This window comes from Streptomyces sp. SirexAA-E, assembly GCF_000177195.2.
GTDB lineage: Bacteria > Actinomycetota > Actinomycetes > Streptomycetales > Streptomycetaceae > Streptomyces > Streptomyces flavovirens.
Genome location: NC_015953.1, coordinates 7,062,945 through 7,077,844 on the forward strand (window position 1 = coordinate 7,062,945; position 14,900 = coordinate 7,077,844).

Annotated in this window: 15 protein-coding genes; 6 read left to right on the forward strand and 9 right to left on the reverse strand. The window is 71.9% G+C overall.

The features are described from left to right. On the forward strand, positions 1-1,950 hold the full coding sequence (locus tag SACTE_RS30830) for a fumarate reductase/succinate dehydrogenase flavoprotein subunit (RefSeq protein ID WP_014049937.1): 1,950 nt from the start codon (positions 1-3) through the stop codon (positions 1,948-1,950). Then, complete coding sequence (locus SACTE_RS30835; protein ID WP_014049938.1) at positions 1,947-2,693, forward strand: succinate dehydrogenase/fumarate reductase iron-sulfur subunit; 747 nt, start codon at positions 1,947-1,949, stop codon at positions 2,691-2,693. Before SACTE_RS30830 ends, SACTE_RS30835 begins: the two co-directional genes overlap by 4 nt. Positions 2,694-2,729: 36 nt before the next feature. Here the strand turns inward: SACTE_RS30835 and SACTE_RS30840 are convergent, their stop codons facing one another. Next, positions 2,730-5,159, reverse strand: coding sequence for an excinuclease ABC subunit UvrA (locus SACTE_RS30840; protein WP_014049939.1), 2,430 nt, complete (start codon positions 5,157-5,159; stop codon positions 2,730-2,732). A gap of 113 nt (positions 5,160-5,272) precedes the next feature. Next, positions 5,273-5,464 carry a DUF6381 family protein gene (locus SACTE_RS30845; protein ID WP_014049940.1) on the reverse strand — a complete coding sequence of 64 codons (192 nt, stop codon included), beginning with the start codon at positions 5,462-5,464 and terminating at the stop codon, positions 5,273-5,275. Positions 5,465-5,618: 154 nt separating this feature from the next. Between SACTE_RS30845 and SACTE_RS30850 the strand changes: the two genes are divergently transcribed. Further along, a complete protein-coding gene (locus tag SACTE_RS30850; protein WP_014049941.1) occupies positions 5,619-5,897 on the forward strand; it encodes a hypothetical protein in 279 nt (92 codons plus the stop codon). A 59-nt stretch (positions 5,898-5,956) separates the two neighbouring features. On the opposite strand, the gene SACTE_RS30855 is transcribed toward SACTE_RS30850, so the two are convergent. Next, the gene (locus tag SACTE_RS30855; protein ID WP_014049942.1) at positions 5,957-6,529 is read right to left on the reverse strand and encodes a type 1 glutamine amidotransferase domain-containing protein; all 573 of its coding nucleotides are present in this window, start codon (positions 6,527-6,529) and stop codon (positions 5,957-5,959) included. A 131-nt stretch (positions 6,530-6,660) separates the two neighbouring features. Between SACTE_RS30855 and SACTE_RS30860 the strand changes: the two genes are divergently transcribed. Continuing rightward, entirely contained in the window at positions 6,661-7,149 is a 489-nt protein-coding gene (locus SACTE_RS30860) for a nucleotidase (RefSeq protein WP_014049943.1), read from the forward strand. A 54-nt stretch (positions 7,150-7,203) separates the two neighbouring features. On the opposite strand, the gene SACTE_RS30865 is transcribed toward SACTE_RS30860, so the two are convergent. After that, positions 7,204-7,419 carry a dodecin gene (locus tag SACTE_RS30865; protein ID WP_014049944.1) on the reverse strand — a complete coding sequence of 72 codons (216 nt, stop codon included), beginning with the start codon at positions 7,417-7,419 and terminating at the stop codon, positions 7,204-7,206. A 202-nt stretch (positions 7,420-7,621) separates the two neighbouring features. On the opposite strand from SACTE_RS30865, the gene SACTE_RS30870 reads away from it, so the two are divergent. After that, the gene (locus SACTE_RS30870) at positions 7,622-8,875 is read left to right on the forward strand and encodes an extracellular solute-binding protein (protein ID WP_014049945.1); all 1,254 of its coding nucleotides are present in this window, start codon (positions 7,622-7,624) and stop codon (positions 8,873-8,875) included. Between the two features lie 106 nt (positions 8,876-8,981). Here SACTE_RS30870 and egtD read toward each other — a convergent pair whose 3' ends face one another. From egtD to egtA, 4 genes are read right to left on the reverse strand one after another with little or no spacing between them, the layout of a single operon-like run. After that, positions 8,982-9,944 carry an L-histidine N(alpha)-methyltransferase gene (gene egtD / locus SACTE_RS30875; protein WP_014049946.1) on the reverse strand — a complete coding sequence of 321 codons (963 nt, stop codon included), beginning with the start codon at positions 9,942-9,944 and terminating at the stop codon, positions 8,982-8,984. After that, positions 9,941-10,696 (reverse strand): ergothioneine biosynthesis protein EgtC, encoded by a 756-nt coding sequence (gene egtC / locus SACTE_RS30880; protein WP_014049947.1) that lies wholly within the window; start codon positions 10,694-10,696, stop codon positions 9,941-9,943. Before egtC ends, egtD begins: the two co-directional genes overlap by 4 nt. Next, entirely contained in the window at positions 10,696-12,039 is a 1,344-nt protein-coding gene (gene egtB, locus SACTE_RS30885; RefSeq protein ID WP_014049948.1) for an ergothioneine biosynthesis protein EgtB, read from the reverse strand. The genes egtC and egtB overlap by 1 nt, the downstream gene beginning before the upstream one ends. Further along, the gene (gene egtA, locus SACTE_RS30890) at positions 12,036-13,337 is read right to left on the reverse strand and encodes an ergothioneine biosynthesis glutamate--cysteine ligase EgtA (protein WP_014049949.1); all 1,302 of its coding nucleotides are present in this window, start codon (positions 13,335-13,337) and stop codon (positions 12,036-12,038) included. Before egtA ends, egtB begins: the two co-directional genes overlap by 4 nt. Positions 13,338-13,485: 148 nt before the next feature. Here egtA and SACTE_RS30895 point away from each other — a divergent pair, with 148 nt between their 5' ends. After that, entirely contained in the window at positions 13,486-14,322 is an 837-nt protein-coding gene (locus tag SACTE_RS30895) for a TIGR02452 family protein (protein WP_014049950.1), read from the forward strand. On the opposite strand, the gene SACTE_RS30900 is transcribed toward SACTE_RS30895, so the two are convergent. Next, complete coding sequence (locus SACTE_RS30900) at positions 14,307-14,771, reverse strand: type II toxin-antitoxin system PemK/MazF family toxin (RefSeq protein ID WP_014049951.1); 465 nt, start codon at positions 14,769-14,771, stop codon at positions 14,307-14,309. The genes SACTE_RS30895 and SACTE_RS30900 overlap by 16 nt on opposite strands. Positions 14,772-14,900 lie beyond the last annotated feature (129 nt).

Genomic DNA, 14,900 nt, shown 5'->3' on the forward strand with positions numbered 1-14,900 from the left:
ATGGCCGACTACACGACGTACACGACGGGGGAGCCCGTCACCGACACCAAGGCGCCCTCGGGACCGGTCGCCGAACGCTGGAACACCCGGCGCTTCGAGGCCAAGCTCGTCAACCCGGCCAACCGCCGCAAGCACACCGTCATCGTGGTCGGCACCGGGCTGGCCGGCGGATCGGCCGGCGCGACCCTCGCCGAACAGGGCTACCACGTGGTCCAGTTCTGCTTCCAGGACTCGCCGCGGCGCGCCCACTCCGTCGCCGCCCAGGGCGGCATCAACGCGGCGAAGAACTACCGCAACGACGGCGACTCCGTCCACCGGCTCTTCTACGACACCGTCAAGGGCGGCGACTTCCGCGCCCGTGAGTCCAACGTCCACCGGCTGGCCGAGATCTCCGTCGAGATCATCGACCAGTGCGTCGCCCAGGGCGTCCCCTTCGCCCGCGAGTACGGCGGCCTCCTCGACAACCGTTCCTTCGGCGGCGTCCAGGTCTCGCGCACCTTCTACGCCCGTGGCCAGACGGGGCAGCAACTGCTGCTCGGCGCCTACCAGGCCCTCTCCCGCCAGATCGCCGCGGGCAACGTCGAGATGCACGCGCGCACCGAGATGCTCGACCTGATCGTCGTCGACGGCAAGGCCCGCGGCATCGTCGCCCGCGACCTGATCACGGGCAGGATCGACACCTACTTCGCCGACGCCGTGGTCCTCGCCAGCGGCGGCTACGGCAACGTCTTCTACCTGTCGACCAACGCCATGAACTCCAACGCCACCGCGATCTGGCGGGCCCACCGCCGGGGCGCCTGGTTCGCCAACCCCTGCTTCACCCAGATCCACCCCACCTGCATCCCGCGCACCGGCGACCACCAGTCCAAGCTGACCCTGATGAGCGAGTCGCTGCGCAACGACGGACGCATCTGGGTCCCCAAGGCCAAGGGCGACGACCGCCCCGCCGGCGAGATCCCCGAGGACGAGCGCGACTACTACCTGGAGCGGATCTACCCGGCCTTCGGCAACCTGGTGCCCCGCGACATCGCCTCCCGCGCCGCCAAGAACGTCTGCGACGAAGGACGCGGCGTCGGCCCCGGCGGCCAGGGCGTCTACCTCGACTTCGCCGAGGCGATCGAGCGCATGGGCCGGGCCGAGGTCGAGGAGAAGTACGGCAACCTCTTCGACATGTACGCCCGGATCACCGCCGAGGACCCGTACGAGACCCCGATGCGGATCTACCCCGCCGTGCACTACACCATGGGCGGGCTCTGGGTCGACTACGACCTCCAGACCACGATCCCCGGCCTCTTCGCCATCGGCGAGGCCAACTTCTCCGACCACGGCGCCAACCGGCTCGGCGCCTCCGCTCTCATGCAGGGCCTCGCCGACGGCTACTTCGTCCTCCCGTCGACCATCAACGACTACCTGGCCCGCAACCCGCACACCGACGACCTCGACGCCGACCACCCGGCCGTCGCCGAGGCGCTCGCCGAGACCGAGGACCGGCTCAGCCTGCTGCTCGCCGTCGACGGCGACCGCACCCCGGACTCCTTCCACCGGGAGCTCGGCGAACTCATGTGGGAGTACTGCGGCATGGCGCGCACCGAGCAGGGGCTGCGCAAGGCCCTGGAGCGTATTCCGGTCATCCGTGAGGAGTTCTGGCGCCGCATCAAGGTCCCCGGCACCGGCGAACAGCTCAACCAGTCGCTGGAGAAGGCCAACCGCATCGTCGACTACCTCGAACTCGCCGAGCTCATGTGCCTCGACGCCCTGCACCGCGCGGAATCCTGCGGCGGCCACTTCCGCGAGGAGTCCCAGACCCCGGAGGGCGAGGCCGCCCGCCGGGACGAGGAGTTCTCCTACGCCGCCACCTGGGAGTTCAGCGCCACCGGCGAGGCCCCCGTCCTGCACAAGGAAGACCTTGTCTTCGAGTACGTCCACCCCACCCAGCGGAGCTACGCATGAAGCTCACCCTGCGCGTCTGGCGCCAGCAGAACGCCGAGACGCCCGGCGCCATGGCCACCTACGAAGTCGACCGCATCTCGCAGGACATGTCGTTCCTGGAGATGCTCGACACACTCAACGAGGAGCTCATCCTCGCCGGTGACGAGCCCGTCGCCTTCGACCACGACTGCCGCGAAGGCATCTGCGGCGCGTGCAGCCTCGTCATCAACGGCGACGCCCACGGTCCGGAGCGCACCACCACCTGCCAGCTCCACATGCGGTCCTTCCAGGACGGCGACACGATCGACATCGAACCCTGGCGCGCCTCCGCCTTCCCGGTGGTCAAGGACCTGGTCGTCGACCGTTCGGCGTTCGACCGGATCATCCAGGCCGGCGGTTACGTCTCCGCCCCCACCGGCACCGCGCCCGACGCCCACGCCACCCCGGTGCCCAAGCCGGACGCCGACTTCGCCTTCGAGCACGCCGAGTGCATCGGCTGCGGTGCCTGCGTCGCGGCCTGCCCCAACGGCTCCGCGATGCTCTTCACCTCGGCGAAGGTCAACCACCTCAACGTCCTGCCGCAGGGCGCGCCGGAGCGAGAGACCCGGGTCCTGGACATGGTCGCCACCATGGACGACGAGGGCTTCGGCGGGTGCACCCTGACCGGTGAGTGCGCCACGGCCTGCCCCAAGGGCATCCCGCTGCCGTCGATCGCCGCGATGAACAAGGAGTGGCTGCGGGCCACCCGCAAGGTCCGCCGCTGATCCACGGATCCGCCCGCTCCTCCGGGAGCGGGCGGATCAGCCGTCCGTCCGCAGCGCCTTCGCCAGATACGGGGCCGTACGGCTGTCCGCCGCCCGTGCCACCTCCCGGGGCGTCCCGGTGGCGACGATCCGGCCACCCCGGTCGCCGCCGCCCGGACCCAGGTCGATCACACGGTCCGCGCCCGCCACCACCGCCATGTCGTGCTCCACGACCACCACGGTGTCACCCGCGTCCACCAGACCGTGCAACTGCCGCATCAACACCTCGACGTCCGCCGGATGCAGGCCCGTCGTCGGCTCGTCCAGCAGATACAGGGTGTGCCCGCGCCGGGCCCGCTGGAGCTCCGTGGCCAGCTTGATCCGCTGGGCCTCGCCGCCCGACAGCTCCGTCGCCGGCTGGCCGAGGCGCAGATACCCCAGCCCCACGTCCAGCAGCGTCCGCAGAGGGCGCTCCGCCGCCGGGGTGCCCTCGAAGAACCCGGCCGCCGCCTCGACCGTGAGGCCCAGCACCTCCGCGATGTCCAGGCCGTCGAGCGTGACCTCGAGCGTCTGCGGGTTGTAGCGCGCCCCGTGGCAGTCCGGGCAGGGGGCGTACGTGCTGGGCAGGAAGAGCAGCTCCACGGAGACGAATCCCTCGCCCTGGCACGTCTCGCACCGCCCGCCCGCCACGTTGAACGAGAACCGCCCGGCCCGGTAGCCACGGGCCCGCGCGGTGTCCGTCGCCGCGAACAGCTTCCGTACGACGTCGAACAGCCCGGTGTACGTGGCCAGGTTGGACCGAGGGGTACGGCCGATGGGCCTCTGGTCCACCTGCACCAGCCGGTCCACCGCCTCCAGCCCCTCCGCCGAGGCGCAGCCCCGCGCCGCCCGGACCCGGTCCGCGTCGGCCGTCTCCGGTGCCTGACGGTCCGCCAGCAGCCCGGCCAGGACCTGACCCACGAGGGTCGACTTGCCGGACCCGGAGACTCCGGTGACCGCCGTCAGCACCCCCAGCGGGAAGTCCGCGTCCACCCCGCGCACGTTGTGCCGGTCCACTCCGCGCAGCCGGATCCACCCCGACGGGGTGCGCGGCCGATGCCACGGCACCGGTTCCTCGTCGAAGAGGAAACGCCGCGTCGCGGACTCCGCCACCCCCGCGAGCTCCGCCGGGGGCCCGCTGTGGAGCACCCGGCCCCCGTGCTCTCCGGCCAGCGGCCCCACGTCCACCAGCCAGTCCGCCCGCCGCATCACCTCCAGCTGGTGCTCCACCACGAACACCGAGTTCCCCGCCTCCTTCAGCCCGCCGAGCACCAGGAGCAGTGACTCGGTGTCCGCCGGATGGAGCCCGGCCGACGGCTCGTCCAGCACATAGACCACGCCGAACAGCCCCGACCGCAGCTGCGTGGCCAGCCGCAGCCGCTGCAGCTCGCCCGAGGACAGCGTCGGCGCCGTACGGTCCAGGCTGAGATAGCCGAGGCCGAGCTCCGTCACCGGCTCGATCCGGGCCAGCAGATCGGCGGTGAGCACCCGGGCCGTCCCGCTCGCCCCGCCCGACGCGAGCAGCAGTTCCGCCAGGGACGCCAGCGGCAGCGCGACCAGCTCGGCGATCGTACGGCCCGCGAAGGTGACCGCCATGGCCTCCGGCCGCAGCCGGCTCCCCCCGCACACCGGACACGGCTCGCTGGTCAGGAAGGACTCCGCCTTGGCCCGCAGCGCACGGCTCCGGGAATCGGCGAAGGTGTGCATCACGTACCGCCGGGCGCTCATGTACGTGCCCTGGTACGGGCGTTGGATACGGCCCGCCTCGCGCACCGGGTGCACCGTCACCACCGGCTGCTCGTCGGTGAACAGGATCCACTCCCGGTCCGCGGACGACAGCTCCCGCCACGGCCGGTCCACGTCGTACCCGAGGGCATCCAGCACATCGCGCAGGTTCTTGCCCTGCCAGGCTCCCGGCCAGGCCGCGATCGCCCCGTCCCGGATCGACAACGACGGGTCCGGGACCAGCAGTTCCTCGGTCGTACGGTGGATCCGCCCCAGCCCGTGGCACTCCGGGCACGCACCTGCCGCCGTATTGGGGGAGAAGGCGTCCGAGTCCAGCCGTCCGGCGCCCGCCGGGTAGTCGCCGGCACGCGAGAAGAGCATGCGCAGCGAGTTGGAGAGCGTGGTCACGGTCCCCACCGACGAGCGTGAGCCCGGCGCCGACCTGCGCTGCTCCAGGGACACGGCGGGCGGCAGACCGGTGATCTCCCCGACATCCGGCGCCCCCACCTGGTGGATCAGGCGACGGGCGTAGGGGGCGACCGACTCGAAGTAGCGGCGCTGCGCCTCGGCGTAGACCGTCCCGAACGCGAGCGAGGACTTCCCCGAGCCGGAGACGCCCGTGAAGACCGTGAGGGTGTCACGGGGGATGTCGACGTCGACATCGCGCAGATTGTGTTCCCGGGCGCCGCGCACCCGGACGTACGGATCGTCGGTGGTGGACATGGGCGGTAGGACTCCGTACGGATCGGTGACGCGGACGTGCTGCTGCCGGTGATCATCCCGCACGCGTCGACCGCGGGGCGCTCACCGGCAGAGTGCGGGGCATGCGGGGCGGGCTACACCATGGGGTCCATGCCACGGTCCTGCATGCTGCTCTCCTGCTCGCTCTGCTCCCGCAGGCGACGGGCCTTGTCCTGGAGCCGCCGGCGCTGCTCCGGGTCGGTGGCGCGCTCCGCGGCCTCCTTCAGTTCCTGCGCCTTGGCGCGCATCTGCCGGACGCGGCCGCCGGACTCACCTGCAACGCTCATGATCCCTCCTGGATCCGTGGGGGAGCGGACAGCCCCAGCGAAGCAGCGCGGGGGCCGGCGTGCATCTCGAGCGGGCATGGCCGAACATGTTTGCGGGGGCGCAGCCGGGTAGGCGACCGGCGACGGCGACAAGCAGGGCGACAGGAGGCACGCCATGACCGACCGACGGTCCGGTAGGAGCGCGGCCGCAGGGACGTACGGCGTCGGAGCGCCCCTGCCCCGGGACATGCCCGACCAGCAGGTGCAACGCGGTGAGGATCCCCTCGACGTGCTGCCTCCGCCGGAGGACGGCGCGTGGAACAGCGGCAGCAGCGGCTCGGCCGACCCTACGGAAGGGCTGCCGAGCCTGGACGAGTCGGGGGCGGGCCGCGGAGAGGCGCGGCAGGCCGGGGCCCACCCCGAACACCCGGTGCCCGACGAGCAGTCCGGCTGACGCGCCGGGAGGCCGACGAAGCCCCCGCCGGTTCCGACCGGCGGGGGCTTCACGCGCTCTCAGGAACCGGACAGGCCGGCCAGTTCCTTGTCGATCTCGCGGAGGAAGTCCTCCAGGTCGCCGGGGTCGCGCGAGGTGATCAGCAGCCAGTCCCCGGCCCGGTCGGCCACCACCGGCCGGTCCACCCAGCTGCCGCCGGCGTTCTCGATGTCCGTCCGCAACGAGGCGTACGAGGTGAGGGTCTTGCCCTTGGCGGCCCCGGTCTCGACGAGCATCCACGGGCCGTGGCAGATGGCGGCCACGGGCCGACCGGACGACGTGAAGGTCCGTACGATCTCCAGGGCGTCGTCCTGGAGCCGCAGTGTGTCGGCGTTGAGGGTGCCGCCGGGGACGAGCAGCAGGTCGTAGCCGTCCGGATCGGCGTCCGCCAGTGACAGGGAGGGCTGCACGCTCTCCCCGGGGTCCTTGTCGCCGACGAGTGTGCGGATCGCGTCCGTCGAGACCGCCGCGATGTCCACGGTGGCACCCGCGTCCCGCAGGTGCCGGACCGGGACGACGAGTTCGTCCTGCTCGACGCCGTAGTTGGTGACGATCGCCAGAACGCGGCGTCCGTCGAGGTCGGTGTCCGTCATGTTCTTGTCCTCTCCGATGTTCCGACCGGTCTTTCGGGTCACGTGCGGGGCCGGGGCTCTTGAGCGTCGTGTCCGTGAAGTCCCGTCGCGCGCCCGCCAGGGATTACGGGACAGCCCTTAGGGTGGGCGGTGTGAGAGACGACGCTCGGCCGCTGGCCGTGTTCGATCTGGACGGGACGCTCGCGGACGCCGGACATCGGCAGCGCTTCCTGGAGAAAGGGCGCCGCGACTGGGCGGCGTTCTTCTCGGCGGCCACCGACGACCCGCCGCTGGCCGAAGGAGTGGAGCTGGCCCTGGCCAGTGCCGGGGAGTGCGAGGTCGTCTACCTCACCGGCCGGCCCGAGCGCTGCCGGCGGGACACACTGGACTGGCTGGAGAGCCATGGGCTGCCGAAGGGCGCCGTCCACATGCGCCGCGACGACGATCGCCGCCCGGCCCGTCACACCAAGCTGGAGATCCTGGAACGGCTGGCCGGGCACCGCGACGTCCTGTTCCTCGTCGACGACGACGAACAGGTCTGCGACGCGGCGGAACGCTCCGGATTCACCGTCGTGCGGGCCCGCTGGGCCGCCCCCTCGCCTCGGATGAGGGACGCCCAGGAGCGCGAGGGGCGTACCTGAACGCTTCGCGCCGGGCGCGGGGCGCGTATCCGGGCCGGCCATCGCGTGCCCCTGTCAGCCGTCGCCGTCGAGCCGGAAGCCGACTTTGAGGCCCACCTGGAAGTGGGCGATCCGGCCGTTCTCGATGTGGCCGCGCACTTGTCTCATTTCGAACCAGTCGAGATTGTGCAACGTTTCGGAGGCCCTTGCGACGCCGTTGCGAATCGCCGCGTCGATGCCCTCCTCGGAGGTTCCTACGATCTCGGTGACCCGGTAGGTGTGATTGGACATCTAATGTCTCCTTTCGTCCTTCCACGGTGCCTTACTCCGCGTTGCGGCGCGAGGCTGCGGAGCCGTCGCCCCCTCGGTCGGCGGGGCTTGACCTCTCTATTGGTCCATACCAAAATCCAGCCACACGCCCGTGCGAGCGCCGCCCGCAGCCCCCCACCCGGGTCCTGTGTTCCGTCGTGCCGTTTCGCAGAAGGTGACCCTCGTGAAGAACCGCATTCTGGCCGGAGCCGTCGTGCTCGTTTCCTCCCTCGCGCTGAGCGGCTGCGGATACCTTCCCGGCCTGGGCGGCGACGGCCGCACGGTGACGGTGTGGCTGATGAAGGGCAGCGTCTCCCAGGACTTCCTGGACCGCTTCACGAAGTCGTACGAGGAGGAGCACCCCTCGGTCGAACTGGAGTTCGTCATCCAGGAGTGGGGCGGCATCGGCCCCAAGGTCATGAAGGTGCTGGACGGGAACGACGCACCGGACGTGATCGAGGTCGGTAACACCCAGGTCGCCCAGTACGCGCAGAGCGGGGCCCTGCGCGATCTGACCCTGGAGTCGATGCGGGACCTCGGCGGTGAGGACTGGCTTCCCGGTCTCGCACAGCCCGGCAGCGTCAACGGCGGGCAGTACGGGATCCCCTGGTACGCGGCCAACCGCGTCGTCATCTACAACAAGGACCTCTTCGAACAGGCCGGCATCACCGAGACACCCCGGACCCGCAAGGAGTGGCTGGAGATCAGCGAGAAGCTGAACACCTCGGGCCGGCAGGGCATCTACCTCGCGGGACAGAACTGGTACGTCCTGTCCGGGTTCATCTGGGACGAGGGCGGGGAGCTGGCCGACGACAACGGCGGCGACTGGCAGGGGGCGCTGGACACACCCGCCGCGCTCAAGGGCATGGAGTTCTACAAGCAGCTCCAGCAGCACGGTGACGGGCCCAAGGACGCCGACGAGGAGACACCCCCGCAGACCGACGTGTTCGCCAAGGGCGACGTCGCCCAGATCATCACCACTCCGGGCGAGGCCGCGGCCATCGAGCAGAAGAACCCGGAACTCAAGGGCAAGCTCGGCTTCTTCCCCATCCCCGGCAAGCGTGCCGACAAGCCGGGGGCCGTCTTCACCGGCGGCTCGGACCTGATCGTCCCGGAGAAGAGCAAGGAGCGCGGAGAGGGCATCGAGGTCGTCAAGGCGCTGGCGGGGGAGAAGTGGCAGAAGGAGCTCGCCCGCACGATGAGCTACGTCCCCAACAAGCCCTCCCTCGCGCACGTCATCGACGGACAGGAGGGCACCGCCGCGATGGCCGAAGGCGCCGCCCAGGGCCGCGCCACCCCCAACTCGCCGCACTGGGCGGCCGTCGAGGCGGTCAACCCGATCAAGCCGTACATGACCGCGGTGCTGATGGGCGGCGACCCGGCCGAGGAGGCCAAGGAGGCGTCCGAACGCATCACGTCCACACTCATCACGGGCTGACCCGGCACGGCACCGGCGTCACGGGCCGCCCCGTCCCACGGGCGGCCGAGAGGTGCGGCACGAGAACTCAGGGGCTCGTGCCGTACCCCGCCCGTGCACGGGCCGGTCAGCGGGCCGTCGAGAGGGAGAGGGCGAACCGGCCGGCCGTGTCCGTCCACCACTCGTCCAGCCGCAGCCCCGCCACGGCCAGCTCCCTGCGCACCCCCTCCTCACGGAACTTCGCCGAGATCTCCGTCCGCAGTTCCTCGCCCGCCTCGAACGGCACGACCAGGTCCAGTTCCGGGATCTTCACCGTCAGCGCCCGGCGGGCGCGCAGCCGCATCTCGATCCACTCGTGCTCCGCGTCCCACAGGGCGACGTGGTCGAAGTCATCGAGCTCGAAGTCCGCCCCCAGCTCGCGGTCCACCACCGACAGCACGTTCTTGTTGAACGCCGCCGTCACCCCGGCCGCGTCGTCGTACGCCGCGACGAGCGTCGCCTCGTCCTTCACCAGGTCCGTCCCCAGCAGCAGACTGTCACCGGGTGAGAGCCGGGCACGCAGGTCCCGCAGGAACTCGGCGCGCTCGCCCGGCAGCAGATTGCCCAGCGTCCCGCCCAGGAACGCCACCAGCCGGGGCCCCGGGGTGTCCGGAAGCTCAAGGGTCTGGGTGAAGTCGGCGATCAGGGCGTGCACGGCGAGCCCGGGGCGCTCGGCCGGCAGCGCCTCGGCCGCGTTCGTCAGGGCGCTCTCGCTGACGTCGACCGGCACATACGTGTGCAGGTCCGGCAGCGCGTCCAGCAGGTACCGGGTCTTCTCCGAGGAGCCCGAGCCCAGCTCGACCAGGGTGCGGGCCCCGGACGCCGCCGCGATGTCGCCGGCGCGGGCACGCAGGATCTCGCGTTCGGCGCGGGTCGGGTAGTACTCCTCCAGGCGGGTGATCTCCTCGAACAGGTCGCTGCCGTGGGCGTCGTAGAACCACTTCGGCGGCAGCGACTTCGGCTTCCGGGTCAGGCCGTCGAGCACATCGGCGCGCAGCGCCGCGTCCGTCGCGTCCAGCGGAAGGGTGCGGGTCAGCAGGAAGGGACTCACTCGGGGGGCTCCTTGAGCGGGGTCAGCAGGACGTCGTCACGGGTCGCGGCCAGCAGCGTGCGGTCGGGGACCTCGTGCCAGTACGGGGTGTCGTCGTACGGCTCGGAGGCCACCACCGTGCGCACACCCGGTTCGTGCAGATACCAGAGCGAGTCGCCCCACGCGGTCGCCGCGATCACCGCACCGTCGGTGAGCAGCAGATTGAGCCGGGAGCCGGGAGCCGCCGCGGCGATGTCGATCACGGTGTCCGCCAGTGCGCCGGAGAGCTCGTCGCCCTCCGCGACCCGGCGGAGCACGAGCGCCCAGACCAGCGCCGAATCACTGCGCGCCGCCAGGTCGAGCAGCCGCTCCGGGGGCAGGGTGCCGGCCAGCCGCGTCAGGGAAGCGGGCCATCCCCGCACCGCCCCGTTGTGGCTGAACAGCAGAGGGCCCGAGGCGAACGGCGCGGCGGCGGCCTCGCCGTCGGCACCCGCCCAGGTGGCGTCCCGCACGGCGCCGAGCAGTGCCGTGCTGCGCACCACCCGGGCCAGATCGGCGAACGTCTCGTCGCCCCAGACGGGTCCGCTCCGGCGATAGCGGCCGGGCACCGGGTCCCCGTCCGCGTACCAGCCGACCCCGAAACCGTCCGCGTTGACCGTGCCGGACCGCTGGTGGCGCGGCTCCCAGGACTGGCGCACGAGCGAGTGCTCCGGGGCGGTGAGTATCTCGCCCAAGGTGACCGGCGGCCCCAGGTAGGCGATATGACGGCACATCAGGCGTCCCTCGCGGTCCTGAAGCCCGAGAAGATCTGGCGGCGCACCGGCAGGTCCCAGTTGCGGAACGTGCCGCGGCACGCCACCGCGTCCACCGCGAACGAACCCCCGCGCAGCACCTTGTGGCCCGGCCCGAAGAACACCTCCGAATACTCCCGGTACGGGAACGCGACGAACCCCGGGTAGGGCAGGAAGTCACTCGACGTCCACTCCCACACGTCACCGATCAGCTGTCCGGCGCCCGACGGTGACCGCCCCGCCGGGTACGCCCCGGCGGCCGCCGGACGCAGATGGCGCTGTCCCAGGTTGGCGTGTTCGGGGGTCGGATCACCGTCGCCCCAGGGATAGCGCCGTGAACGGTCCGACGCGGGGTCGTGCCGGGCCGCCTTCTCCCACTCCGCCTCGGTCGGCAGCCGCCGGCCCGCCCACCGGGCGTACGCGTCCGCCTCGTACCAGCTCACGTGCAGCACCGGCTCGTCGGAGGGCACCGGCTCGGTCACCCCGAACCGGCGGCGCAGCCACTGTCCGGCGTCCTTGTGCCAGAACAGCGGCGCCGACAGCTCGTGCTCGCGGACCATCGCCCAGCCCTCGGGCGCCCACCAGCGCTCGTCGCCGTAGCCGCCCGCCTCGATGAAACGCTGGTAGGCGCCGCAGGTCACCGGGGCGGTGTCGATGAAGAACGCGCCCACGTCCCGTCGGTGCGCGGGCCGTTCGTTGTCCAGTGCCCACGGTTCGGTGGAGGTGCCCATGGTGAACGGACCGCCCTCGACCAGGACTTCCGCCGGGAGCGCGACCGCGTCCGTCTGCCGCGGCGGTTCCGGCGCGTCCAGCACCGCCGGTCCCGACCGCAGCTGATGGGTGATCAGCATCGTCTCGTCGTGCTGCTGCTCGTGCTGGGCGATCATGCCGAAGGCGAAACCCGCACGTTCCAGGGGGCGGCCCGCACCGTGCAGCGGGGCACCTTCGAGGATGTCCAGGGCCCTGCCGCGTACGTCGGCGGCGTAGATCCGCGCCTCGGCGGGCGGCAGCAGCGGCAGTGAGGGCCGGCTGGCCCGGGAGTGCTCGAACGCGTCGTACAGTCCGTCGATCTCCGGGCGGATCGCCTCCAGCCCGCCCACGGCGCGCAGCAGCCACAGCTCCTCCTGGTTGCCGATGTGCGCCAGGTCCCAGACCAGGGGCGACATCAGCGGGGAGTGCTGGGCGGTGAGGTCGTGGTCGTCGACGCTGTCGGTGAGTAGGGCGGTGCGTGCCCGCGCGGTGACGAGAGCGGTGAGGGCACGCTCGCGCAGGGCCTCCGCGTCGAGTTCCGGTCCGTGCGGGAGACCGGGTGCGTGGTCGGTCATCGGGCCGGTCCCCTTCCGTGCCGCATCGGGGTCGGGTCGGTCAGGTCGTCGGCGGGACATCGGCCCCGCACCACATAGCGGTCGGTGAACGCGGCGACGGCGTCCTGCACACGACCGCTCGCGCCGAGTCCGGGCAGCGCCCGGGAGGCGGCGGCGAAGCACACCTTCGCGGCGGCGGCCAGTTCCGGATCGGCGAGCCCGTCCCGGGCGGCCGTCGTCCACAGCGGATTGCGGGGCGCGGGAGACGGGCCCGCCGTCTCGGCCAGAGGTTTCACGGTGCGGTACACGGTTTCGGCCGCCTCCGGGTCGTCGAAGAGAGCAGTGGTGACGGCCAGCGGCACCAGCCAGCCGTCGGGGCCCGACTGGGCGTCGATCATGCGCAGTTCCAGGTGCCCGCGCGGACGCACCGGCGGGAACAGCGTCGTCACGTGGTAGTCGAGATCGGCACGCACCGCGGGCCGGGGCCCGCCGCCCCTGATCCAGTCCCGGAACGTCAGGCCCTCGGGAACGGCCCAGGGGGTGCCGTCATCACTGCGGATGCACATCACCGGTGTGTCCAGCACATATCCGGCCCAGTCGTCCCGAGGGGAGCGGCGGACCGGCGGGGCCAGCGACCTGGCCGGATCGAGGTCGGCCCACAGCGCCTGCCGGGTGGAACGCCAGCCGGTGCGCACACCCTGCCGGAAGGGCGAGTTGGCGAAGGCCGCCACGAGCACCGCGCCCAGCAGGTGCCCGAGCTGCCACCGCCGCCCGAACCCCAGCGGGCCGGGTTCCTCCTCACCGGCGTCCACGCAGACCTGGACGGAGGCGGACGTGCACATCATGGCGCGTCCGGAGTCTCCCGAACGGTCGAGCGCCGCCTCCATGGCGGCGTAACGCGGTTCCTTCAGCAGCCGACGGGGTGGCTGCCACGGATCGACCCCGAGACCGACCGGTTCGAGCCCGGACCGGGCGAGGACGGTACGGACGGCGGCCATGTCGGCGGACACGGCGTCCACACATGCCGTCAGGGATCCGGCGGGCCGGGAGCTGAGCTCCAGCTGTCCGCCCGGCTCGAACGTCAGAGCCGAGTCCAGTGGAGTGGCGCGCACCGCGTCGGCGGCGGCGGTCAGGCGCTCGTGGGAGACGGCGGCCTCGGGGCGCTCGCGGTCATGGATGAGCCATTCGAGTTCCACACCGACGGTCCGCGGCGGTCCCGTCTTGAAACATATGCCGCGCAGCCGGTCCTGCGCCTCGTCCTCGTCGAGGGGCTCGGCCTCAACGGCCGGACCGTGCGCGCCGGGAGTGTCCAGGGGCATGCTGGGGCCTCCTCTTGGGGTGCGTCCTTACCACCCAAACTCGTAACCGGAGTTCGCGCAAGGGTGCCCCTGGAGGACGGAAAACCGGTTGCGTCCATGCCGTCCGGGCGTCCAGCATGCCCCGTATGCACCACACGGGGGAGCGTCGATGAGCGCACGGCTGCGCGGCATCGCGCGCGAGACGGAGGCCGTCGTCGAGGCCGGGCACTACCGCACGCAGGCCGGGCGGCAGGTGACGATCGGGTGCGCGTTGTCCGCCGCGCTCTCCGGGACCCGGATGTACGGGCCCGAACCGGTCCCCGTCGCCGTCCTGGACACCGACCGCGCCCCGGTGTTCGAGGTGACGGGCGAGAGCAGTCTGCAGGCGGCCCGGCGCATGACCGCCGCCTCACCCGGCAAGGTGGCCGTGCTGAACTACGCCTCCGCCCGCAACCCCGGCGGCGGCTACCTCAACGGCGCGCAGGCCCAGGAGGAGTCCCTGTGCCGCGGTTCGGCGCTGTACGCGACACTGCTGCGCGCCCCGGAGTACTACGCCCACCACCGCGCCGAGCGCAGCGCGTTCTACAGCGACCGGGTCGTCCACTCGCCCGGGGTCCCGGTCTTCCGGGACGACCGGGGCCGTCTCCTCGACACCCCGTACACGGCCGGTTTCCTGACCTCTCCCGCGCCCAACGCGGGGGTCATCCGCCGGCAGGAGCCGCACCGGGCCCACCTCGTCCCCGCCGCGCTCGCGAGCCGGGCCGAACGGGTGCTCGAGGTCGCGGCGGTGTGCGGCTACCGCCGGCTGGTGCTCGGCGCCTGGGGGTGCGGGGTGTTCCGCAACGACCCGGCCGAGGTGGCCGGCGCGTTCCACGCCCTGCTGGCCGACGGGGGACGGTTCGCCGGCCACTTCGAACAGGTCGTTCTCGCCGTTCTGGAGCGCGGCCCCCAGGCCCCCGTCCGGTCCGCGTTCACCCGGGTGTTCGCCGCTCAGCTCCAGCCGTAGCGCTCCCGCAGCCGCCCCGCGACCAGGTCGAACCTGCCCCGGTCCAGGGCGCAGGCCTCGCGCCGCATCCCGTCCTCGTGCACCCGCAGCACCCGGTCCAGGTCCACCCAGGAGGGCCGCCCCGAGCTGTCCCACGGCCCGGCCCCGAGCGACACCCACTCATGCTCCTCGTCGTGCCGCTTGCTCGACAGCTGCACCGCCAGGACCGTGCCCGTCGCCTCCCGGGCCACCACGAGCACCGGCCGGTCCTTGCCGCGCCCGTCGTTCTCCTCGAACGGCACCCAGGTCCACACGATCTCCCCCGGGTCGGGGTCGCCGTCCCGGTCGGGGGCATACGAGGTGCGTACGGGGCCTACGTCGAGGGGGTCGGCCTGGGTGGTGGCACCCCGGCCGGTCCGGCCGGGGAAGTCGGTGGAGCTGTCGCTGCTGTGGTCCTGGTGAAACGTCATCGCAATACCGTATTGCCAGCCGGAACGGGCCTGTGGAGCGGGGCCGGTGACGCTCCGCCGGATCCTGTACGGAGAGTGGCCGAGCGGTCTCCCCACGGTGAACCGTCGACCTCGACTCCAGCGTGAGAG

Excerpts from the sequence above, each read along its gene's own strand:
- SACTE_RS30835 (WP_014049938.1), top strand. The coding sequence starts at position 1,947 with ATGAAGCTCACCCTGCGCGTCTGGCGCCAGCAGAACGCCGAGACGCCC.
- SACTE_RS30895 (WP_014049950.1), top strand. The coding sequence starts at position 13,486 with ATGAGCGCACGGCTGCGCGGCATCGCGCGCGAGACGGAGGCCGTCGTC.
- SACTE_RS30865 (WP_014049944.1), bottom strand. The coding sequence starts at position 7,419 with ATGTCCAATCACACCTACCGGGTCACCGAGATCGTAGGAACCTCCGAG.
- SACTE_RS30850 (WP_014049941.1), top strand. The coding sequence starts at position 5,619 with ATGACCGACCGACGGTCCGGTAGGAGCGCGGCCGCAGGGACGTACGGC.
- SACTE_RS30830 (WP_014049937.1), top strand. The coding sequence starts at position 1 with ATGGCCGACTACACGACGTACACGACGGGGGAGCCCGTCACCGACACC.
- egtA (WP_014049949.1), bottom strand. The coding sequence starts at position 13,337 with ATGCCCCTGGACACTCCCGGCGCGCACGGTCCGGCCGTTGAGGCCGAG.
- SACTE_RS30840 (WP_014049939.1), bottom strand. The coding sequence starts at position 5,159 with ATGTCCACCACCGACGATCCGTACGTCCGGGTGCGCGGCGCCCGGGAA.
- SACTE_RS30845 (WP_014049940.1), bottom strand. The coding sequence starts at position 5,464 with ATGAGCGTTGCAGGTGAGTCCGGCGGCCGCGTCCGGCAGATGCGCGCC.
- SACTE_RS30855 (WP_014049942.1), bottom strand. The coding sequence starts at position 6,529 with ATGACGGACACCGACCTCGACGGACGCCGCGTTCTGGCGATCGTCACC.
- SACTE_RS30900 (WP_014049951.1), bottom strand. The coding sequence starts at position 14,771 with ATGACGTTTCACCAGGACCACAGCAGCGACAGCTCCACCGACTTCCCC.
- egtB (WP_014049948.1), bottom strand. The coding sequence starts at position 12,039 with ATGACCGACCACGCACCCGGTCTCCCGCACGGACCGGAACTCGACGCG.
- egtC (WP_014049947.1), bottom strand. The coding sequence starts at position 10,696 with ATGTGCCGTCATATCGCCTACCTGGGGCCGCCGGTCACCTTGGGCGAG.